Origin of the sequence: Halomonas eurihalina (assembly GCF_008274785.1) — a bacterium.
Classification (GTDB): Bacteria; Pseudomonadota; Gammaproteobacteria; order Pseudomonadales; family Halomonadaceae; genus Halomonas; species Halomonas eurihalina.
Map to the genome: position 1 here is coordinate 155,432 of NZ_VTPU01000005.1, position 21,311 is coordinate 176,742.

Below are 21,311 nucleotides of genomic sequence, written 5' to 3' on the forward strand. Positions count from 1 at the left end.
ATGACAACAACAATTTCTCGTGAACAGTGGGGTAGCCGTTTCGGCTACCTGATGGCCGTCGTCGGCGCCATGGTCGGGGCCGGCAATATCTGGCGCATGCCCTACGTGACGGGTGAGAACGGCGGAGGCGCCTTCCTGATTGCCTACTTTCTGCTGCTTTACCTGATCGCAGTGCCGGGCCTGATGGGCGAGACCAGCCTCGGGCGCTATACCCGGCAAGGACTGGTCGGAACCTTCCGCAAGCTCTACGGCAACAATCGCCTCGTCGGCCTGGGCCTGGTGATCCTGATCTTCAACATCGTACTGATGTCCTACTATTCGTCGATCGTCGGCTGGTCGATCTATTATGCCTTTCATGCTTTGATCGGCACCTTCACCCAGACCGACTTCGGCACCGCCGCTTTGTGGCAGGCCTTCAGTGGCAACACCGCCTTGAACGTCGGCATGCACAGCGTCGCCATGCTACTGGTCACCGGCATCCTGCTGTTCGGCATCAAGGGCGGTATCGAACGTCTGGCCAAGTGGATGATGCCCATCCTGACCATTGCCTTGATCGCCATCGCCATCCGGGGCATAACGCTACCGGGTGCCATGGCCGGTCTGGAGTTCAGCTTCTCGCCCAACTGGGCCTATCTGGCACGGGGAGAAACCTGGCTGGCGGCACTGGGCCAGGCCCTGTTCTCCACCGGCCTAGGCTGGGGCATCGCCCTGACCTACGGCAGCTACCTTGGCCGCAACGACGACATCCCCCTGGGCGGTGGCATCTTCACGGCAATTGGCAACACCAGCTTCGGTCTGCTTGCCATCTTTGCCGTCTTTCCCATCGTCTTCGCCTTCGGTATCTCGCCCAGCTCCGGCGCCGAACTGGCCTTCGTGGCCCTGGCCAATGCCTTCGGCAGCATGACGGGCGGCTACCTCTGGGCCCTGCTGTTCTTCATGGGGTTCTTCTTCGCCAACCTGACCACCGCCATCGCCATCACCGAGGTCGGCGTCACCACCTACCGGGAGGAGCGCAACACGAGTCGTACCAAGGCCGTACTGACCATCTGCGGCATCATCTGGCTACTGGGCATCCCGAGTGCCATGAATGCCGACATTCTCGGCTATCTGGATTTCGTGGTCGGCAACTGGGGCCTGCCGCTGTCGACCTTCATCATCATGATCGCCATCGGCTGGAAGTTCGATGCCCACCGGCTGCGCGTGCTGAGCCTCAACCGGGGGGCCGACCTTTACGTGCCGCGCGTCTGGGAGCTGGTCATACGCTACCAGATCCCCACCATCATGCTCGGCATCATGATCTACTTCCTCTACACCAACCTCGGGCAGACGCCCTGGAAGACGGTCAGCGGCCTGGTCATCCTGACCCTGATGATCCCGCTGTGCATGTGGATCATGAACCGTCGCCCTGAAACGCCCCATGTCGCCACGTCCACAGGAGGTCAGTCATCATGAGCCCATCCGCCATCGTCGTCATGATCACATCCATCATCGCCTTGTGGGGCGTGGCCGGCGGCGCCCTGATCGTCTCGATGCGTCGCGAGGAACGCAAGCTGGCCTTGCTCCACTCACAGGGCGATTTCGAACCCTACTCGCCACGCGCCTTCCGGGATCTCGAGCGCTGGCTGCTGCAACACCCCGATAGCGAACATGCCCCCGAGATCCGAGAGTGGCAACAAGCACAGCGCCAGTCCTTGCAGCACAACCCTCAATGCTTCTACGACTGGTCGAGCGCCACCGACATCAGGGAGGCACCATGAAATCGGCCTGTATCTGGATATCCACATCTCCCGAACGACAACGGGAATACCAACGCCTGGAAGGTAAGGAGAAGGCCGATGTCGCCATCATCGGGGGCGGTATCACCGGGCTGAGTGCCGCCCTGCACCTCGCTGAATCCGGTGTCTCGGTGACCCTGCTGGAGGCAGGCGACATCCCTAGTGGCGGTTCCGGACGCAGTGTCGGTCTTGTCAACGCGGGGATGTGGATACCGCCAGACGACATTCTCGAGGCCCTGGGCCCGGAAAACGGCGAGCGCGCCAACGAGGTGCTCGGCCACGCCCCCGCCGAGGTCTTCACTCTCATCGACCGGCACGGCATCGACTGCCAGGATACCCGGACCGGCACCCTGCACCTCGCTCACAACGGTAAGGGTGCCGAGGAACTGGCGCGGCGCTTCGAACAATTCTCAAGGTGCGGCGCGCCGGTCGAACTTCTTGAGGGCGAGGCGTGTCAGCGACGTATCGGCACCCACCGCATCCAGCGAGCCTTGCTCGACCGGCGGGCCGGCACCCTCAACCCGACAGCCTATACCCGAGGGCTCGCCCGGGCGGCCCATGGCGCAGGCGCCAATCTCCACACTCACAGTGCCGCCCAAGGCATCCAGCGCGAAGGTGATCATTGGCGGGTCGATACACCGGGCGGCAGCGTCGAGGCACCACACCTGGTGATCGCCACCAATGCCTACACCGAAGGACACTGGAACCAGGTGCGCAATGTCTTCTTCCGCGGGCATTTCTACCAGGTAGCCTCTCCGCCGCTGTCCGACGAGATTGCCGGCGACATTCTGCCCGAAAGCCAGGGGGCCTGGGATACTCGGACGGTACTCAGCAGCCTGAGGCGCGATGCCGAGGGTCGTTTGATTCTCGGCAGCCTGGGCTGCGGCGACACCAAACCGGCCTCTTTCCTGCGCTGCTGGGCCGATCGGATCCAGCGCCATTACTTCCCGCAACTGGGACGAGTGGACTGGGAATGCACCTGGACGGGCCAGGTCGGGTTCACGCCGGACCACACCTTGCGCCTGTTCGAACCGGCGCCGGGTATTCTGGCCGCGGCGGGCTACAACGGTCGCGGCATCACCACCGGCACGATTGTCGGCAAGGGCTTTGCCCATTACCTCACCAGCGGCGACGACAGCCTGCTGCCCTTGCCGGTCTGCCGCGCCCGGCCACTACGCGCCAGGCCGCTCTGGAGCTCCGCCTACGAGGGCGGCTTTACCCTCTACCACGCCGGCCAGTGCCTGCGGATCGTCGCCTGAGGCGCAAACCACGCCGTGCCACCAGTGACCGATGGCACGGCGTTTTCAATGCCCGAGGATCTGGCTCAGGAACAGCTGCGTGCGCTCGGATTCCGGGTTGTTGAAGAAGGTCTCCGGCGGTGCCTGCTCGATGATCTGGCCCTGATCCATGAAGATCACCCGATCCGCCACCGTCTTGGCGAAGCCCATCTCGTGGGTGACGCAGAGCATGGTCATGCCGTCGTGGGCCAGCTCGACCATGACGTCGAGCACCTCCTTGATCATCTCCGGGTCGAGCGCCGAGGTCGGCTCGTCGAACAGCATCACTTCGGGGCGCATGCACAGCGCCCGGGCGATGGCCACGCGCTGCTGCTGCCCGCCGGACAGCTGGCCCGGGTACTTATGGGCCTGATCGGCGATCTGCACCCGTTCGAGGAATTCCATGGCGGTCTTCTCGGCCTCGGCGCGGGGCTTCTTCTGCACCCAGGTCTGGGAAATGCAGCAGTTGTCGAGCACCGAGAGGTGCGGAAAGAGGTTGAAGTGCTGGAACACCATGCCGACGTTGCGGCGGATCTGCTCGATGCGCTTGACGTCCTGGGTCATGGTCACGCCATCGACCACGATCCGCCCCTGCTGGTGTTCCTCCAGGTGATTAAAGCAGCGGATCAGTGTCGACTTGCCCGACCCTGAAGGGCCGCAGACGACGATACGCTCGCCCCGCGCCACCGTCAGGTCGATGTCGCGCAGCACGTGAAAGTCGCCGTACCACTTGTTGAGCCCCTCGACCTGGATCATTGGAGAGTCCGGGGAGGGCGTGCTTGCTGAGTTGCTTGCCGTCATGAGCGTGTGTCCTTGTTTTTTGAGCGCTGAATCAATGACCCGTATGGAGCCGCCGCTCGATATACTGGCTATACCGCGACATGCTGAAACAGAAGACCCAGAACATCAGCGCGGCGAACACATAGCCTTCGGTGGCGAAGCCCAGCCAGTTGCTGTCGGTGAGCCCGGCGCGGATGATCGCCAGCAGGTCGAACAAGCCGATGATCAGCACCAGCGAAGTATCCTTGAACAGCGCGATGAAGGTGTTGACGATTCCGGGAATCACCAGCTTCAGCGCCTGCGGCAGCACGATCAGCCCCATGCGACGCCAGTAGCCCATGCCGAGCGCCTTGGCGGCTTCCTCCTGGCCCGAGGGAATCGCCTGCAGGCCGCCGCGCACCACCTCGGCCATGTAGGCGCTCCAGAAGAACATGATGCCGATCAGCGCGCGCAGCAGCTTGTCGAACTCCACCTCGGTGGGCACGAACAGCGGCAGCATCACCGAGGCCATGAACAGCACCGTGATCAACGGCACGCCGCGCCAGAATTCGATGAACACCACGCACAGGCTACGCACCAGCGGCATCTGGGAACGCCGCCCCAGGGCCAGCACTACGCCGATCGGCAGCGAGCCGACAATACCCACGGTGGCTACCGTCAGGGTCAGCATCAGCCCGCCCCATTCGCGGGTCGGCACCGCCTCGAGGCCGAAATGCCCACCCAGCAGCAGGACGAAGGCCAGGACCGGGAAACCGACCAGCGCGAAGAGACCGACCCAGCGCTTGGCCGGCAAGCGCGGAATCGCCAGCCAGGCGATCAGCAACGCCATCAAGGCCAGGACGATATCCACCCGCCAGCGCTCGGCATCCGGATAGAAGCCGTAGATGATGGTCTCGAAGCGGGCGCTGATGAACACCCAGCAGGCCCCCTCGCCGGTACAGGCTTCACGGGTCGAGCCCAGCCAGTCGGCATCGATCAGCGCCCATTGTGCCAGCGGCCACAGCGCCATGGTCAGCAGCACGATGGCCACCAGGCTGAGCATGCTGTTGAGCGGGCCATTGAAGAGGTTGGCGCGCAGCCAGCCGACCGCGCCACGGCGCATGTCCGGCGGACGACGCGCCTCGATCATCTCGGTTCGTGTCGCCATCTCATCGCTCCTTGAGCAGGGTGCGCGCGTTGTAGAGGTTCATCAGCGCCGATACCACCAGGCTGATCAGCAGATAGACCGCCATGGTGATGGCGACGATCTCGATGGCCTGCCCGGTCTGATTGAGGGCCGTTCCGGCGAACACCGCTACCAGGTCCGGATAGCCGATGGCAGTGGCCAGCGACGAGTTCTTGGTCAGGTTCAGATACTGGCTGGTGAGCTGCGGCACGATCACGCGCATCGCCTGGGGAATGACGATCTTGCGCAGGATCACGCCACCCGGCAGGCTAATCGCCCGCGCCGCCTCGACCTGCCCCTGGGGCACCGACTGGATGCCCGAACGCACGATCTCGGCGATGAAGGAGGCCGTGTAGATCGACAGCGCCAGCCACAGCGCCACCAGCTCGGGGATCACCGTCACCCCGCCCTTGAAATTGAACCCGGTCAGCGCCGGTACTTCCCAGGACAGCGGTCGTCCGGTGATCAGAAAGACCACCAACGGCAGGCCAATCAGGATCAGCGCGCCCAGGCGAAAAACCGGCAGGGCCTTGCCGGTGCGGGTCTGCCGACGCCGCGCATAGACGCTCAGCACGACTACCACGATGACGGCCAGCAACAGTGCCCAGAGGGTCGCCGAGAATTCCGGCAACGGCTCGGGCGCCGGCACCACCAGTCCACGCACGTTGAGAAAGAAGGCTTCGAACAGCGACAGACTCTGGCGCGGGCTCGGCAGGGCCTGCAGGACCGCGAAATACCAGAACAGGATCTGCACCAGCAGCGGAATGTTGCGGAATATCTCGACATAGGCGGCGGCGAGCTTGGCCAGCAGCCAGTTGCTCGACAGCCGCGAGATGCCCACGGCGAAGCCGATGATGGTCGCCGCCACGATGCCCATGCCCGAGACCAGCAAGGTATTGAGCAGGCCGACCACGAAGGTGCGCGCATAGCTGCTGTCACCGCTGTAGTCGATCAGGGTCTGTGGAATGGAAAAGCCGGCGCGCTCCTGGAGAAAGCCGAAGCCCGTGGTGATGCCACGTGCCTCCAGGTTGGCCAGGGTGTTGGTCACGATCATGGCGATGAAGCCCAGCAGGGCCAGCAACAGGATCGCCTGGATCACCAACGCACGAACGGCGGGGTCACGCCATAGCGGCCCCCGTTCGGTAGAAGAAGAACGCTGCATGTCGAGCCTCGAACGGGATATCACGATCCGCCGCTACCCATCAGGGAGGGGAAACGGCGGATGCAGGAATCAGCCGGCCTGACGCGGCATGACCGTTACAACGACCCCGGCAACATGCCAAGGCCACCGGATAGCCGCCATGCAAGGGCGGCTATCGCGCACGATCAGACCACGCAGGCCATATCCAGAGGATTGGCTCAGCGAACCGGCGGCGCGTAGAGAATGCCGCCCTCGTTCCACAGCGCGTTCATGCCACGGCTGATACCCAACGGCGAATCCTCGCCCACTGTGCGGGCGAACACTTCGCCGTAGTTACCTACCTGGGAGATGATGTTGTAGGCCCAGTCGTTGCCGAGACCGAGTTGCTCACCGTAGGTGCCGTCGACACCGAGCAGACGCGCCACCCCGGGATTGGGCGGATCCTGTTTCATCTCGTCGACATTGTCGCTGTTCACGCCCATTTCCTCGGCGTTGACCATGGCGAAGATCGTCCACTTGATGATGTTGAACCACTGGTCATCGCCCTGGCGCACCACCGGGCCCAGCGGCTCCTTGGAGATCAGCTCGGTGAGGATCTCGACGCTGTCCGGCTCCGGCAACTGCAGGCGCAGGGCACTGAGCTGGGAGGTATCGGAAGTCAGCACGTCACAGCGACCGCTGGCGAAGCCCTGGGCCGTCTGATCCGGGGTATCGAAGGTCACGGTTTTGATATCGATATTGCGGGAGGGGAAATAGTCCGCGAGGTTGAGTTCGTGGGTGGTGCCGGACTGGATGCAGATCGAGGCGCCGTTCAAGTCCTCGAGGCTCTCGATGCCCAGCTCCTTGTCGACCATGAAGCCCTGGCCATCGTAGAAGGTGGTGGCGGTGAAATTCAGTCCCAGGGAGTTGTCCCGGGTCGCCGTCCAGGTGGTGTTGCGCGAGAGGACATCGATCTCGCCGGATTGCAGCGCGGTGAAACGCTCCTTGGCGGTCAGCGGAGTGAAAGCCACTTTTTCGGGATCGCCGAAGATAGCCGAGGACACCGCACGGCAGGTCTCCACGTCCAGGCCTTGCCAGGTGCCGTCCTCGTCCGATGACGAGAAGCCAGCCAGCCCGACGTTGACACCACAGTGCAGCTCACCGCGTTCCTTGACCTCGTCCAGGGTCGCCGCCGAGGCGGAAGCAGCCGTTCCAAGCGACAGGGTGGCGAGGGATAGTGCCACCAGTGCCTTGTTGTTATTGCGCATGACCAGAAACTCCATTGTTGTCTTGTAATGTGCATGCATCGCAATGCGACGCCTGCGAATTTAGCAACCCCCTCGTCATCGCGGCAACGCTGCCATTAAACGTTTGTCACGACAACGCCCCGCTCACTGCGCCTCCAGTTCGAGGCGGAGCCATTGGATCAACCGCTCGATCTCCCTGCCCGGCTCACCCGGCGGCAGCCACAGGCCGAGCCGGGCCGAGGTGTCGATGAAGCCCCAGGGCGCGACGAGACGCCCGGCCCGCAGGTCTTCCTCCACGAGATAGGCCGGCGCGATGGCAACGCCCAATCCCACCAGGGCCGCTTCCAGCATGTAGTTGAGGTGCTCGAACGATTGATCCTTGCGCACCTGCGTCACATCCAGCCCCTCTGCGGAAAACCAGCGCGGCCATGCCTGTTCCCGGGACTCGGTGTGCAACAGCGGCAACCCCAGCAATTCACTAGGGTCGGGCGCTGCCACCTCGATCAGCTCGGGCACCATGACGGGTCCGATGCGCTCCGGCGCCAGCTCGATCACCCGGGCGTCAGCCGGCCAGGGCGGCTCGGCAAACCGCATCACGGCGTCGACATCGGCTCCCAGCGGCCACTTCTCGCCCTCATCGGCCGTGAGATGCAGGTTCAGGTCCGGGTACCGCGCCTTCAGGCGATGCAGACGCGGAATGAACCAGCGCGCCAGGAAGCTTCCCGAACACCCCAGCACGACGGGCGCTCCCGCCGCGCGCCGCCTCAGGTGGCCACAGGCATGGGTCAGCTGCTCGAAGGCCTGTGAGGTCGAGGCACGAAGATATTCCGCCTCCGCCGTCAGGACCAGCCCTCGTCCTTCGCGACGGAAAAGGCTCACCCCGAGTTGATCCTCAAGCTGGCGAATCTGCCGGCTCACCGCTCCATGCGTGACATTTAGCGTCTCTGCCGCACGCGTCACGCTCAGTGTCCGGGCGACTTCATTGAAGGCCCTGAGGGCATTCAGCGATGGTAGTGACTGGCTCAACGCCTTCTCCATCATGTCAGTTTTTCTCACATATTAGCGCATAATCATCGATTTTCACCGCCTCGTCGGCTGGCTAATCTGCATGCCACTACACCTGCCGCGAGAGAGTGATCGCCATGGGCTTTTCCACACCGAGGCACGACCCCGTCCCCGATGCCAATGGCTGCTTCGGCCATTTCGGGGGCCGCTTCGTCGCCGAGACCCTGATGCCACTGACGCTCGACCTTCAGGCGCAATATGCGGCAGTGAAGGACAGCGCCTCATTTCGTGCCGAACTGGCTGCCTTGCAGCGGGACTTCGTCGGCCGTCAAAGTCCCCTGTATTTCGCCGAGCGCCTGACCGAGCGACTGCAGGGCGCGACGATCTACCTCAAGCGCGAAGACCTGATGCACACCGGCGCACACAAGATCAACAACTGCCTGGGCCAGCTGCTGCTCGCCCGGCACATGGGCAAGCGACGGATCATCGCCGAAACCGGTGCCGGCATGCACGGCGTGGCGACAGCCACCGTGGCGGCCCGCTTCGGGATGGACTGCACCGTCTACATGGGCAGCGCCGACATCGACCGCCAGCGTCCCAATGTAGAGCGCATGCAACTGCTCGGTGCCGAGATCGTGCCGGTGAGTCACGGTACGGGCACCTTGAAGGATGCGATGAACGAGGCGATGCGCGACTGGACCACCAATGTGGCCTCCACCTTCTATGTCATCGGCACCGTGGCCGGCCCCCATCCGTATCCGAGCCTGGTCCGGGATTTCCAGTCCGTCATCGGCCAGGAGGTTCGCGAGCAAATGCTCGAACGGGAAGGACGGCCGCCCGATTCCCTGCTGGCCTGCATCGGTGGCGGCTCGAATGCCATGGGTCTCTTCCACCCCTTCGTGCACGAGCCCGACGTACGCCTGATCGGCGTGGAAGCGGCCGGCCAGGGCCTCGAGACCGGCCGGCATGCCGCCAGCCTGCAGGGCGGCGCGCCCGGTGTCCTGCACGGCAATCGCACCTACCTGTTGCAGTCCGAAGAGGGGCAGATCGTCGATGCCCATTCCATCTCGGCCGGGCTCGATTATCCGGGCATCGGCCCGGAGCATGCCTGGCTGCACGAGACGGGACGCGGCGAGTATGTCGCCGTCACCGATGACGAAGCGGTCGACGCCTTCCATACCCTCTGCCGGCTGGAAGGGATCATTCCCGCCCTGGAGTCCTCCCATGCCATTGCCCACGCCATCAAGCTGGCGCCGACATTGCCGCGCTCGCACCGCATGGTGATCAACCTGAGCGGACGCGGCGACAAGGACATGGCGAGCGTCGCCGACTACATGACCGCCAAGCCCAACGACCGAGGAACGCAATGATGGCTCCCACGCGAAACCGCATCGCGCGCCGCTTCACCGAGCTCCAGGCGGCCGATCGCGCCGGGCTCGTCACCTTCATCAGCGCCGGCGACCCCGATTACGACACCAGCCTCGACACCCTGCTGGGCCTGCCGGCGGCCGGTGCTGATATCATCGAGCTGGGCATGCCATTCAGCGACCCGATGGCCGACGGGCCGTCGATCCAGCAAGCCTCCCAGCGCGCGCTCCAGGGCGGGCAGGACATGCACAAGACCCTGGCCATGGTCCGTGCCTTTCGCGAGCACGACAACGAGACGCCATTGGTGCTGATGGGCTATTACAACCCGATCCATCGCCTGGGCGTGGCGCCTTTCCTGGCGTTGGCGTCCGCTGCCGGTGTCGATGGGCTGATCGTGGTCGATCTGCCGCCGGAACATGACGAGGAGATCCGCCGGCCGGCACGGGAACACGACCTGCACGTCATCCGGCTGGCCACGCCAACCACCGACGAATGCCGCCTGCCGCGGGTCCTGCAGGATGCCACCGGCTTTCTCTATTACGTCTCCGGCACCGGCGTGACCGGCGCGACCCAGGCCAGCCCGGAACGGATCGAGGCCCAGTTGAGCCGGATCCGCCAGAAGACCGAACTGCCGATCGGTGTCGGCTTCGGCATCCGCACGCCCGACCAGGCGCGATGCATCGCCGAATTCGCCGATGCCGTCGTGGTCGGCTCCGCGCTGACCGACTGCTTCCAGCAAGCCGAGCGACCGGCCGACGGTAAGCGAGCCGTGCTGGAGCGGGTCCGCTCGCTGGCCGCGGCCATCGCCGAAGCACGTTGAACCACGGCCGTTGAGTCAGACGAGTGGCGGCGGATCGTGCACCTCTACGCCGGCCCTGCGAGGTGCGTTGAGCCACCGGACAGCCGGGTGGGCGACATGCTAGCCTGCGCGGATCACGGTTGTGGAATATCCCATGCGTCTTGTCACCATCCTCGCGAGCGGGCTGCTGCCGCTCGCCGCCCTGTTCGTCACCCCGACCCAGGCCACCAGTTTCAACACCGGCGATGTCCAGGCCCATGGCAACTGGCACTCGCTGAGCCTGGCCCTGGGCGGAGAACGCCACGTTCGGGCCATCGAGCAACACAGCTACGACGACAGCGTGTTCAGCATCAACGCCACGCCCGGCGCCTGCGCCCATCCCTGGATGGAAATTCGCGTAGCGCTCGGCAAGCTCCAACCCCGCAGCACCACCTGGGACCAAGTGCCGGTGGACGTGCTGATCGACCGCGACGATGTCCACAGCGGCGAGGCCGCCTTCATCACCGAGCGCGGCGACGATGGCTTCTACGTGCGCCTGTCGATGCCGGACACCGATGCCCTGCTCGACGATATGCGTCACGGCGAGACACTGCGCCTGCGCATCCACCGAGCTGAGGAGGACTACTGGTTCATGGTCTTCAGCTTGAACGGTGCCGACCAGGCACTGGCCCGCATGAGCCGCCTGTGCGAGACGCCGCCCTCAAGCCCAAAAGACAACGCCCCCGCCGGTAATCCGACGAGGGCGTCATCCGCCACGGGATGATGGCTTGGCTAGGTGTTACTGGCGAATCAAGTAGTCGAAGGCCCCCAGCGCTGCCCGCGAGCCTTCGCCCAGCGAGATGACGATCTGCTTGTAGGGCACGGTGGTCACGTCGCCGGCGGCGAAGATGCCCGGTACCGAGGTCATGCCGCGCTCGTCGGTGATGATCTCGCCATGCGCGGAAAGCTCGATGGGCGAACCGCGCAGCCACTCGGTGTTCGGCACCAGGCCGATCTGCACGAAGACGCCTTCCAGCTCGATATCGCGAAGCTCACCGCTGGCGCGCTCCTCATAGGTGAGGCCGGAAACCTTCGCCCCATCGCCATTGATCTGGGTCGTCCGCGCGCCCTTGATGATCTCGACATTGGGCAGGCTGGCGAGCTTGTTCTGCAGAACCTCGTCGGCGCGCAGCTCGTCCATGAACTCGATCAGGATGACTTCCTTGACCAGGCCGGCCAGGTCGATGGCCGCCTCGACGCCGGAGTTGCCGCCGCCGATCACCGCCACGCGCTTGCCCTTGAACAGCGGGCCGTCGCAGTGCGGGCAGTAGGCCACGCCCTTGTTGCGATACTCGGCCTCGCCGGGCACGTTCATTTCCCGCCAGCGGGCGCCGGTGGCCAGCACCAGGGTACGGCTCTTGAGACTCGCGCCCGAGGCAAAACGCACCTCGTGCTCAGCGCCGGGCTCGCTGGCGGGTACCAGCTCGACGGCCTGCTGGAGGTTCATGATGTCGACGTCGTACTGCTTGACGTGCTCTTCCAGCGCCGCGGCCAGCTTGGGGCCTTCGGTATAGGGCACCGAGATCAGGTTTTCGATGCCCAGGGTGTCGAGCACCTGGCCGCCGAAACGCTCGGCAGCGACGCCGGTGCGAATGCCCTTGCGCGCCGCATAGACGGCCGCCGCGGCACCCGCCGGGCCACCGCCCACGGTCAGCAGGTCGAAGGCCGGCATGGCGTTGAGTTTCTCCGCCTCGCGCTCCTGGGCGCCGGTGTCCACCTTGGCCAGGATCTGCTCGAGGCTCATGCGGCCCTGATCGAAGGGCTCGCCATTGAGGAAGATGCCGGGTACCGACATCACCTCGCGGGCCTCGACCTCGTCCTTGAACAGGGCGCCATCGATGGCCACGTGGCTGATGCCGGGGTTGAGAACCGCCATCAGGTTCAGCGCCTGCACCACGTCCGGGCAGTTCTGGCAGGACTGCGAGAAATAGGTTTCGAAGTGCAGGCCCTCAGGCAACGCCTTGATCTGCTCGATCGTCTCGTCGCTCGCCTTCGGTGGGTGTCCGCCCACCTGCAGCAGTGCCAGGACCAGCGAGGTAAATTCGTGGCCCATGGGAATGCCGGCGAACACCACGCCGGTGGACTCCCCCTCGCGGTACAGGGCGAAGGACGGCGCACGGGCGTCGTCGCCATCCTCGCGCAGGCTAATCTTGTCGCTCAGACCCGCGACTTCCTGCAGCAAGGTGTGCAGTTCTCGGGACTTGTCGCCGTCATCGAGAGTGGCGACGATCTCGAATGGCCGCGTGACCTTCTGGAGATAGGCATTGAGCTGGGATTTCAGATTGTCGTCCAACATAACGGCGATATCCTCGTCGCGGATCATCAAGACGCAACTCGCCCTTCACGCTCGCGGGGGCGGGGGCGGGGCGGCGCGTCCTGCATGAAATTCGGCTGAGAGAAGCCCGGGCGACGCCCGGGCTCATCAGGAAGGTGTCGGCAGGGCTTACTTAGATCTTGCCGACCAGGTCCAGGGACGGCGCCAGGGTCTCTTCGCCTTCTTCCCACTTGGCCGGGCAGACTTCGTTGGGGTTGGCACGCACGTACTGGGCGGCCTTGACCTTGCGCAGCAGCTCCTCGGCGTTACGGCCGATGTTGCCGGCGTTCAGCTCGATGATCTGGATCTTGCCATCGGGGTCGACGACGAAAGTGCCACGGTCAGCGACGCCGTCTTCCTCGATCAGCACGTCGAAGTTGCGAGACACGACGTGAGTCGGGTCGGCCAGCATCGGGTACTGCAACTTGCCGATGGTCTCGGAGCTGTCGTGCCAGGCCTTGTGGGTGAAGTGGGTGTCGGTGGAGACACTGTAGATTTCCACGCCCAGCTTCTTGAACTCTTCGTAGTTGTCGGCCAGATCGCCCAGCTCGGTGGGGCAGACGAAAGTGAAGTCGGCCGGATAGAAGAAGAAGATGCTCCACTGGCCCTTCAGGCTCTCATCGGTAACGTCGACGAATTCGCCGTTGTGATAAGCGGTGGCCTTGAACGGCAGGACTTCGGTATTGAGCAGTGACATCGATGATGCTCCTTGCTGTCGTGGATAATCGGGTTAAGACAGCGCCTAGGATATCTACCAAGGTCTTATAGGGTAAATTGAACTCTCTGATCCAACCGATAGGGGTTTTCTAAGAACCAGCCGACCCTGATAACGGCGCCTGACCGGGGCAACCGTGCAGGCGGGCATGGCCGCTCATCGCGCATGAGGCGTCACATGAAGAAGAGAAGAAAGGGGCCGGCGCCCTCCTGGTGTTACCCGAAAAGGTCACCGGGCAAGGCGCGCTAGCGAAGCTGTGGCTCGCCGGAGGGAACCTTGAGCCGACAGGGCTCAGATGTAGGCATAGGGCATGCGGGACTGAAAGCCGCGATAGGCGCTCTCGGTCATGGTTTCCAGCAAACGGTAGGCCATCTTGCCGAAGCGCTTGAGCAGGGGCATGCGGTCGGTACGTTCAACAACCTTGGTAGTCGTCATGACAGTCGAACCTGTGCGTTGAGGAATGTACTGGGCATTATACCTTGGTCTATATACTTTGGTCTAATTACCTACCTATCCCTCACGACATGGCTCGCATCAGGGCGGCCCGCACCGATATCCGAAGACCTCCCGTGCGGGCCGTTTCCCGATACCGGATCAGCTCGAGGACACGAGCAGGTCGCGCAGCGCTTCCCCGACGCCGGTGGCCGATTGCGGATTCTGTCCCGTCACCAGCCGGCCGTCGGTGATCACCTGGGCCGTCCAGTCAGCAGCGGGGTGCAACTTCGCCCCACGCTCGGCAAGCGTCGATTCCAGCAGGAAGGGCACGACGTCGGTGAGTCCGACCGCTTCTTCCTCGGCATCGGTGAAGGCCGCGACGTCCCGGCCGGCCACCAGATGAGTGCCGTCCGAGAGGGTCACGTTCACCAGGGCCGCGGGGCCATGGCAGACCGCTCCTACCACGCCGCCACGCTCCCAGATCGCTCGGGTCTTGTCGTGCACGGCGGTGCTGTCGGGAAAGTCCCACACGGCGCCATGCCCACCGGCGAAGAAGATCGTCGAGTAATTAGCGGGGTCGATCTCGGCAAGCACCTTGGTATGGCGGAGCCGTTCGCGGAAATCGGCATCGTTCCAGTAACGGGCGTTCGTCTCGTCCTCGAGATCGAAGCCATCCACGGGCGGTTCACCGCCCTGAATGGAAGCGAAATCCACCGGGATGCCTGCCGCCTCGAACACCGCCAGCGGATGCGTGACCTCGGACAGGAAGAACCCGGTCGGATCACCGCCCTCGCCCTTGGTGCCATGGCTGGTCATCACGATGAGAATCGGTTGGATCGCGTTACTCATGTTTCAACTCCTTCGAACAGGCAGCCCATGTGCCTATAGTGAGATGTACTCAGTAGGTGCGGGCATGCTCCCCCGAAAACAACGCTTCACCCGCCGTGTACCGGTCGCCCACAACGCAAGAGGGAGGTGCCAATGGCACCTCCCTCTTGTCGTCACTTGCCTCAATGAACCAAGGCGTTTCACTTACGACTCGGGCAGCCACTCCTGCACGACGTCCTGGTTCTCTTCGACCCATTTCTTGGCGTTCTCGTATGGGTCGGCGCCTTCTTCCTGGTTCATCAGCATGACCTCGCCCATCTGCTCGGGCGTCCACGCGAAGGCATCGAGGATGGCATAGGCCTCCGACATGTCTTCCTTGAGCCCCTGGCGCACGATGGTGTTGATGTGCTCGGCCCCGCCATAGACATTCTTGGGATCGTCCAGGTACTTGAGATCCCAGCGAGCAAACATCCAGTGCGGCGTCCAGCCGGTCACCACGACGTCCTCTTCATTCTGGATGGCCGACTGCAAGGCGGCGGTCATGGTGGCCCCGCTACCGCTGCGCAGGTCGAGATCCAGGCCATACTCGTCGACAACCTCCTCGCTTAGGCCCATCAAGCCGGCGCCAGGATCGATACCGATGATTTCGTTATTGAAGGTGTCGGCGTTGGCATTGAGTTCATCAATAGAATCGACATTGGTGTACTCGGGCACCACCAGGCCGAGCTTAGTGCCCTCGAGGTTCGGGCCGAGATTCTCGACCTCGTCACCGACACGCTCCAGATAGTCGGCATGGGTCGTGGGCAGCCAGGCGGCGACGATGGCATCAGAATCGCCGCTGGCAACCGCCTGCCACATGGCAGCGGCGGACAATGAGGTCAGCTCGACATCGTAACCGGCCTGCTCCAGCACGGCGCGAACCACGTTGGTAGAGGCGACTTCCGAGGACCACTCGACATATCCCAGTTCCACGGTTCCCTTGTCCTGGGCCTGGACGGTACCGGCAGCGAGAGCACTTCCGGCGGCCAAGGCGAGGCCAGCAATGCGAAGGCTGTGACTCATGGGTTGCTTGGTCATCTGGTTTGCCTTTATTGGAGATGTCTCTCAAGGATGCAGACGCATGCGAAGGTATGCAAGCTGGCACCCGCGATGGTGCCGTGACTTCAGGACGCGAGTGGCTGGCGCAACAATGAGGCTCGATCATCGAATGGCATGGTGCGCACAACGAAAAACGGCCACCGCTGCTGTGAGCTGGTGGCCGTTTCTACTGCGATTCTGGCGCGCCCTAAAGGATTCGAACCTTTGACCTTCGCCTCCGGAGGGCGACGCTCTATCCAGCTGAGCTAAGGGCGCGGATTTTCTGCTTGTCGGAGCCTCGTTCACTCCGCTCGCCGGCAGCGCTGCGCGCTGCTGACGCTCCCCTCAGGCGTTGCCTTCGGGTCCTGCCGATCGCCTTGCATGGCGCTCGGCGCTCCACCGGGCAGAAGGCGTGCTTCTGCTGCTCCGGCTACGCCCAGCTGAGCTAAGGGCGCTTGATGCCTGACAGCGATTGCGCTAAGGCGGGCGTTATCCTACCTTGCCGCCTGGCGGCTGTCCACCCGGACGGGCGCTGTGCTTTGAGGTGTCAGCGCGTTTTTCCGCTTTTGCCGATGCTGGTTATACTGACCACCATCGCATGGCCGTTCCGGTTGCGTTGCGCGCGGCTCGAATGCCGACCGTGACGGCGCCCAATAACAAGAGAGGTGGCACAGTGAAGTCCAGCAAGCTGATCGTGGGGTGCCTGGCCACCCTCGGCCTGACGGGCCTGACCTTCGCCCAGGAAGACGCGAGTCACGATGCCATTGCCAAGCGCCTGGCACCCGTGGGAGATCTCTGTCTGCAGGGCCAGGACTGCGGGACCAGTACGTCCTCGGCCGGAGGTGGCGATACCAGTGCAGGGAGTGGAGACGGCAACATCGATGGGCAGGCCATCTACGAGTCTATATGCACGTCCTGCCATGCTACCGGCGTGGCCAATGCACCGAAGATGGGCGACACCGAGGCCTGGTCGCAACGCCTGGAGAAGGGCACAGATACGCTCTATACCCACGTCATCGACGGTTTCAATGCCATGCCGCCCAAGGGGGGCGATCCCAGTCTTTCCGACGCCGAAGTCAAGGCGGCCGTCGATTACCTGCTCGAAGAATCGCAGTAGCCAGGCCAGGCACAACTTTCGGGGCCTCTTGCCACCCATAGAGGCTTGTCCGGGGAAGCCTGCAAAGGCGCTGTAAATCCCTCGCAGGGTTCGCGCCAGGCGCTATTAACCCAAGAGCGAGCGAATCCCCGCCAGAGCATCCTGCCCCCGGGCCTGCTTCTTGTCCAGATCCTCCCGGTCGGCCCGACCTTCCCATTCCAGCGCGTCCTCGGGCAATTCATCGAGGAAACGACTGGGTGTACAGTCCATCAGCTCGCCATATGCCTTGCGCTGGCGGGCCAACGTCAACGTAAGGGTGCGCCGCGCCCGGGTGATGCCCACATAGGCTAGACGGCGCTCTTCCTCTACGGTACCGACCTCGATGGCATTGCGGTGCGGCAGCAGTTCTTCCTCGAGCCCCATCAGATAGACATGCGGGAACTCGAGCCCCTTGGAAGCGTGCATGGTCAGCAGCTGGACGCGATCGGAATCGTCCTCCTCGGCCTGCTGCTCAAGGATGTCGCGCAATACCAGTCGCGAGATCGCCGCTTCCACATCGTCGGTTTCAGTATCGGTGCTGGGACTTTCCTCATCCGGGTCGGCCCGCATCGATTTCTCGAGCTGGTCGACCAGGGTCCAGACGTTGGCCATGCGCCGCTCGGCGATGGTCGGTGCACTGGCGTTCTGGTACAACCAGGCCTCGTAGTCCATCTCATGCAGCATCCCACGGATGGCGGCGATGGCGTCGCCGCCATCCATGCGTTGTCGCACGCCGTCGATGAAATGGGTGAAACGTCCCAGGCGCTCGACCGCCCGCGCCGGCAGTTGCTCGGCCAGTCCCAGCTCATGACAGGCGGCGAACAGCGAGGCACCGCGCTCGGTGGCGTAGTTGGCCAGCTTCTCCAGGGTACCGGGGCCGATCTCCCGGCGCGGCACGTTGACGATGCGCAAAAAAGCGTTGTCGTCGGCCGGATTGATCAGCAGCCGCAGGTAGGCCATGGCGTCCTTGATCTCGTTGCGCGAGAAGAAGGAGGTGCCGCCGGAAAGCTTGTAGGGAATCTGGTAGTGCTGCAGCTTGAGCTCCAGCAGCCGCGCCTGGAAGTTACCACGATAGAGCACGGCGAAGTCGCGCCATTCGGCACGTTCCTTGATGCGTCGGGTGAGGATCTCGCTGGCCACCCGCTCGGCCTCCGCTTCCTCGTGCCGGTTGACCACCACACGGATCGCCTCGCCCTGCCCCATGTCCGACCACAACGTCTTCTCGTAGACGTGGGGATTGTTGGCAATCAGGGTGTTGGCGGCGCGCAGGATGGTGCCGGTGGAGCGATAGTTCTGCTCGAGCTTGATGACATTGAGGCGCGGGAAGTCCTCGCCCAGCGTCACCAGGTTCTCGGGCCGCGCCCCGCGCCAGGCATAGATCGACTGGTCGTCGTCGCCGACCACGGTGAAGGTCGCCCGCTCGTCCATCAGCATGCGCACCAGCTGGTACTGGCTGACGTTGGTGTCCTGATACTCGTCCACCAGCATGTAGTGGATCTTGCGCCGCCAGCGCGCCAGCGCCTCGGGATCATCGCACAGCAGGGTGACCGGCAGCAGGATCAGGTCGTCGAAATCGACCGCGTTGTAGGCCTTGAGATGGCGAACGTAGGCCTCGTAGACCCGGGCCGCGAACAGCTCGTCCTCATCGGCGGCATGGGACAGCGCCTGGCCGGGCAGCACCAGGTCATTCTTCCAGGTGGAGATCACCGACTGGACGCGATTGATCTGCTCGGCATCGACCTGGGCGTCCTTGTTCATCAGGTCGCGCAGCAGCGCCTTGGCGTCCTCGGGATCGAACAGCGAGAAACCCGGCTTGTAACCCAGCGCCTTGAGCTCGCCGCGAATGATGTTGAGCCCCAGGGTATGGAAGGTGGAAACCCTCAGCCCATGCGCCTCGCGCCCCTTGAGCATCTGCCCCACCCGCTCCTTCATCTCCCGGGCCGCCTTGTTGGTGAAGGTCACCGCCGCGATGCGACGGGCGCTCATGCCACATTCCTGCACCAGGTAGGCGATCTTGGTGGTGATCACGCTGGTCTTGCCGGAACCGGCACCGGCCAGCACCAGGCAGGGGCCGTCGATGGCCTTCACGGCCTCGCGCTGACGAGGATTGAGCTTGGCGAGACGGCTGGCGATGCTGGTCGTCATGGCGGACTCCCGGTCGTCGGCACTTGGGCGCCGTCGAAGTCGAGCTGACGCCAGGCCTCATAGACCAGGATGGCGCAGGCATTGGAAAGGTTCAGGCTGCGGCTTTCGGGGAGCATGGGAATGCGCAGCCGCTGCGCTTCCGGCAGGGCATCGAGCATCGTCTGGGGCAGACCACGGGTCTCGGGGCCGAACACCAGGGCATCGCCCGGACCATAAGCCGGCTCGTGATAGCCGGTGCGACCGCGCGTGGAGACGGCGAAGACCCGCCGGGGCGACACCGCCTCGATGAAGGTGTCCCAATCCCGATGCACACGGACCCTGGCCCATTCGTGATAATCGAGCCCGGCGCGGCGCAGGCGCTTGTCGTCGAGCTCGAAACCGAGCGGTTCGATCAAGTGAAGGCGGAATCCGGTATTGGCGCACAGCCTGATCAAATTGCCCGTATTGGGCGGAATCTCGGGCTGGAAAAGCACCACATCGAGCATAGTCGGCTACCTGGGGTCGAACGCCGACGAGGCACGGCTGACCTCGTTCAGCTGGCGGTCACGCCGTAGCGATCACGGTAATCGCGGATGGCCTCGGCATGGCCCCGCAATGCCTCGCCGGCATGGACTTCGAGGTATTCGAGCACCATGTCCAGGTTAACGATGCTGACCACCGGCATGCCGTAGGCCGCTTCGACCTGCTGGATAGCGCTGCGAGCGTCGCCGTCATCGCCGCCGCGCTCCTGGCGATCCAGCGCCACCACGACCCCGGCAGCCCCAGCCCCGGCATTCTCGATCAGGCCCATTACCTCACGGATAGCTGTGCCGGCGGTGATGACATCGTCGATGATCAGGATGCGGCCAGCGAGCTCGGCGCCAACGATATTGCCGCCCTCGCCATGCGCCTTCGCCTCCTTGCGATTGAACGCATAAGGCAAGTCGCGGTCATGATGATCGGCCAGTGCCACGGCAGTGGTGGCCGCCAATGGGATACCCTTGTAGGCAGGGCCGAACAGGACATCAGCCTCCAGACCGCTGTCGGCGATGGCCTGGGCGTAGAAGCGGCCCAGTTGAGCAAGGGCAGCACCGGACTTGAACAAACCAGCGTTGAAGAAATACGGACTGACCCGGCCGGACTTGAGGGTGAACTCGCCGAAGCGGAGCACGCCTTGCTCGATGGCGAACGCGATGAACGCCTGTTGATACGGTTGCAGGGACGATGCGACTCGATGATCCGCCACGGGGCCTCCTATCACGTTCATGGACCGATGCCATTTACCCAAACGTCGAAACGTCGGGTATCGTACACGCGCGACGCAAAAGGGACCATGTATGAAAATCGCCACCATCAATGTCAACGGCATTCGCGAGGCAGTCGGCCGAGGTTTTCTCGACTGGCTAGCTAACCAGGACGCCGACGTCGTCTGCGTGCAGAACCTCAAGGCCAAGAGCTTCGAGCTCGACGACAGCATCCTCTACCCGGAAGGCTACGAAGGCTACTTCCTCGACGCCGAGCAGGACGGCTTCTCGGGTGTTGGCCTCTATTGCCGCAAGATTCCCAAGGCGATCATGTACGGCCTGGGCTTCCCGCAGTGCGATCATGAGGCGCGCTTTCTGCAAGCCGACTACGACCGTTTCAGCATCGCCTCCTTCCTGATGCCCGACGGCAGCGACCCGGCCGCCAAGCAGAACTTCATGGCGCAGTATCAGGAATACCTGACCAAGATGGCGCGCAAGCGCCGCGAGTACATCATCTGCGGTACCTGGCACATCGCCCACAAGACCATTGACCTGGAGAACTGGGCGGACAACCAGACCACCCCGGGCTTCAAGCCCGAGGAACGTGCCTGGATGGACCAGGTATTCGGCCCGACCGGCTTCATCGACACCTTCCGCGAGATCAACCGCGACGCCGGTGAATACACCTGGTGGCCGGCACTCGACCAGGACCAGCCGCGCGAACGCCAGGAGGGCTGGCGCATCGACTATCAGATCGTTGGACCCAACTTCCGCCGCCATGTGGTGGACGCCTGGATCGACTACGACGCCACCTTCTCCGAGTACGCGCCGCTGATCGTCGAGTACGACCTGACACTCTGACGC

Annotated in this window: 21 protein-coding genes and 1 tRNA gene; 8 read left to right on the forward strand and 14 right to left on the reverse strand. The window is 63.7% G+C overall.

Going from position 1 to position 21,311, the window contains the following annotated elements:
• Genes FZZ93_RS07020 through amaA form a run of 3 tightly spaced genes read left to right on the forward strand, consistent with a single transcriptional unit; the run spans position 1 to position 3,034 of the window.
• Positions 1-1,452, forward strand: coding sequence for a sodium-dependent transporter (locus FZZ93_RS07020; RefSeq protein ID WP_149321615.1), 1,452 nt, complete (start codon positions 1-3; stop codon positions 1,450-1,452).
• Positions 1,449-1,757 carry a DUF8026 family protein gene (locus FZZ93_RS07025; protein WP_149321616.1) on the forward strand — a complete coding sequence of 103 codons (309 nt, stop codon included), beginning with the start codon at positions 1,449-1,451 and terminating at the stop codon, positions 1,755-1,757. The genes FZZ93_RS07020 and FZZ93_RS07025 overlap by 4 nt, the downstream gene beginning before the upstream one ends.
• Positions 1,754-3,034: an L-pipecolate oxidase gene (gene amaA, locus FZZ93_RS07030; RefSeq protein WP_149321617.1), complete on the forward strand. Its 1,281-nt coding sequence runs from the start codon at positions 1,754-1,756 to the stop codon at positions 3,032-3,034. Before FZZ93_RS07025 ends, amaA begins: the two co-directional genes overlap by 4 nt.
• Before the next feature lie 45 nt (positions 3,035-3,079).
• Here amaA and FZZ93_RS07035 read toward each other — a convergent pair whose 3' ends face one another.
• The 5 genes from FZZ93_RS07035 to FZZ93_RS07055 all read right to left on the reverse strand — a co-directional run bounded on the left by FZZ93_RS07035 (position 3,080) and on the right by FZZ93_RS07055 (position 8,390).
• Positions 3,080-3,853, reverse strand: a complete 774-nt coding sequence (locus tag FZZ93_RS07035) for an amino acid ABC transporter ATP-binding protein (RefSeq protein WP_281290365.1) — start codon at positions 3,851-3,853, stop codon at positions 3,080-3,082.
• 31 nt (positions 3,854-3,884) lie between these two features.
• Entirely contained in the window at positions 3,885-4,979 is a 1,095-nt protein-coding gene (locus FZZ93_RS07040) for an amino acid ABC transporter permease (protein WP_149321618.1), read from the reverse strand.
• 1 nt (position 4,980) lies between these two features.
• Entirely contained in the window at positions 4,981-6,159 is a 1,179-nt protein-coding gene (locus FZZ93_RS07045; protein ID WP_149321619.1) for an amino acid ABC transporter permease, read from the reverse strand.
• 197 nt (positions 6,160-6,356) lie between these two features.
• Complete coding sequence (locus FZZ93_RS07050) at positions 6,357-7,385, reverse strand: amino acid ABC transporter substrate-binding protein (RefSeq protein WP_149321620.1); 1,029 nt, start codon at positions 7,383-7,385, stop codon at positions 6,357-6,359.
• A 123-nt stretch (positions 7,386-7,508) separates the two neighbouring features.
• Positions 7,509-8,390: a LysR family transcriptional regulator gene (locus tag FZZ93_RS07055; RefSeq protein ID WP_149321621.1), complete on the reverse strand. Its 882-nt coding sequence runs from the start codon at positions 8,388-8,390 to the stop codon at positions 7,509-7,511.
• A gap of 116 nt (positions 8,391-8,506) precedes the next feature.
• On the opposite strand from FZZ93_RS07055, the gene trpB reads away from it, so the two are divergent.
• From trpB to FZZ93_RS07070, 3 genes are all read left to right on the forward strand, one after another.
• On the forward strand, positions 8,507-9,739 hold the full coding sequence (trpB, locus tag FZZ93_RS07060) for a tryptophan synthase subunit beta (RefSeq protein WP_149321622.1): 1,233 nt from the start codon (positions 8,507-8,509) through the stop codon (positions 9,737-9,739).
• A complete protein-coding gene (gene trpA, locus FZZ93_RS07065) occupies positions 9,736-10,557 on the forward strand; it encodes a tryptophan synthase subunit alpha (protein ID WP_149321623.1) in 822 nt (273 codons plus the stop codon). Before trpB ends, trpA begins: the two co-directional genes overlap by 4 nt.
• A 133-nt stretch (positions 10,558-10,690) precedes the next feature.
• On the forward strand, positions 10,691-11,299 hold the full coding sequence (locus FZZ93_RS07070) for a hypothetical protein (RefSeq protein WP_149321624.1): 609 nt from the start codon (positions 10,691-10,693) through the stop codon (positions 11,297-11,299).
• A 15-nt stretch (positions 11,300-11,314) separates the two neighbouring features.
• Here the strand turns inward: FZZ93_RS07070 and ahpF are convergent, their stop codons facing one another.
• From ahpF to FZZ93_RS07095, 6 genes are all read right to left on the reverse strand, one after another.
• Positions 11,315-12,871: an alkyl hydroperoxide reductase subunit F gene (ahpF, locus tag FZZ93_RS07075; protein ID WP_149321625.1), complete on the reverse strand. Its 1,557-nt coding sequence runs from the start codon at positions 12,869-12,871 to the stop codon at positions 11,315-11,317.
• 151 nt (positions 12,872-13,022) lie between these two features.
• Positions 13,023-13,586 carry an alkyl hydroperoxide reductase subunit C gene (gene ahpC, locus FZZ93_RS07080; RefSeq protein WP_149321626.1) on the reverse strand — a complete coding sequence of 188 codons (564 nt, stop codon included), beginning with the start codon at positions 13,584-13,586 and terminating at the stop codon, positions 13,023-13,025.
• A 309-nt stretch (positions 13,587-13,895) separates the two neighbouring features.
• Positions 13,896-14,039: a hypothetical protein gene (locus tag FZZ93_RS18315; protein WP_187774481.1), complete on the reverse strand. Its 144-nt coding sequence runs from the start codon at positions 14,037-14,039 to the stop codon at positions 13,896-13,898.
• A 159-nt stretch (positions 14,040-14,198) separates the two neighbouring features.
• Positions 14,199-14,888 carry a type 1 glutamine amidotransferase domain-containing protein gene (locus tag FZZ93_RS07085; protein ID WP_149321627.1) on the reverse strand — a complete coding sequence of 230 codons (690 nt, stop codon included), beginning with the start codon at positions 14,886-14,888 and terminating at the stop codon, positions 14,199-14,201.
• A gap of 183 nt (positions 14,889-15,071) precedes the next feature.
• Positions 15,072-15,944 (reverse strand): glycine betaine ABC transporter substrate-binding protein, encoded by an 873-nt coding sequence (locus tag FZZ93_RS07090; RefSeq protein WP_149321628.1) that lies wholly within the window; start codon positions 15,942-15,944, stop codon positions 15,072-15,074.
• Positions 15,945-16,143: 199 nt separating this feature from the next.
• A tRNA-Arg gene (locus FZZ93_RS07095) sits at positions 16,144-16,220 on the reverse strand.
• Positions 16,221-16,617: 397 nt separating this feature from the next.
• On the opposite strand from FZZ93_RS07095, the gene FZZ93_RS07100 reads away from it, so the two are divergent.
• Positions 16,618-17,061 carry a c-type cytochrome gene (locus FZZ93_RS07100; RefSeq protein ID WP_149321629.1) on the forward strand — a complete coding sequence of 148 codons (444 nt, stop codon included), beginning with the start codon at positions 16,618-16,620 and terminating at the stop codon, positions 17,059-17,061.
• 105 nt (positions 17,062-17,166) lie between these two features.
• On the opposite strand, the gene rep is transcribed toward FZZ93_RS07100, so the two are convergent.
• From rep to pyrE, 3 genes are read right to left on the reverse strand one after another with little or no spacing between them, the layout of a single operon-like run.
• Positions 17,167-19,224 (reverse strand): DNA helicase Rep, encoded by a 2,058-nt coding sequence (gene rep, locus FZZ93_RS07105; RefSeq protein ID WP_149321630.1) that lies wholly within the window; start codon positions 19,222-19,224, stop codon positions 17,167-17,169.
• Positions 19,221-19,709, reverse strand: coding sequence for a tRNA (uridine(34)/cytosine(34)/5-carboxymethylaminomethyluridine(34)-2'-O)-methyltransferase TrmL (gene trmL, locus FZZ93_RS07110; RefSeq protein WP_149321631.1), 489 nt, complete (start codon positions 19,707-19,709; stop codon positions 19,221-19,223). The genes rep and trmL overlap by 4 nt, the downstream gene beginning before the upstream one ends.
• 47 nt (positions 19,710-19,756) lie before the next feature.
• Positions 19,757-20,449 carry an orotate phosphoribosyltransferase gene (pyrE, locus tag FZZ93_RS07115; RefSeq protein WP_246146136.1) on the reverse strand — a complete coding sequence of 231 codons (693 nt, stop codon included), beginning with the start codon at positions 20,447-20,449 and terminating at the stop codon, positions 19,757-19,759.
• A 91-nt stretch (positions 20,450-20,540) separates the two neighbouring features.
• On the opposite strand from pyrE, the gene FZZ93_RS07120 reads away from it, so the two are divergent.
• On the forward strand, positions 20,541-21,308 hold the full coding sequence (locus FZZ93_RS07120; RefSeq protein ID WP_065241853.1) for an exodeoxyribonuclease III: 768 nt from the start codon (positions 20,541-20,543) through the stop codon (positions 21,306-21,308).
• Positions 21,309-21,311: the final 3 nt, after the last annotated feature.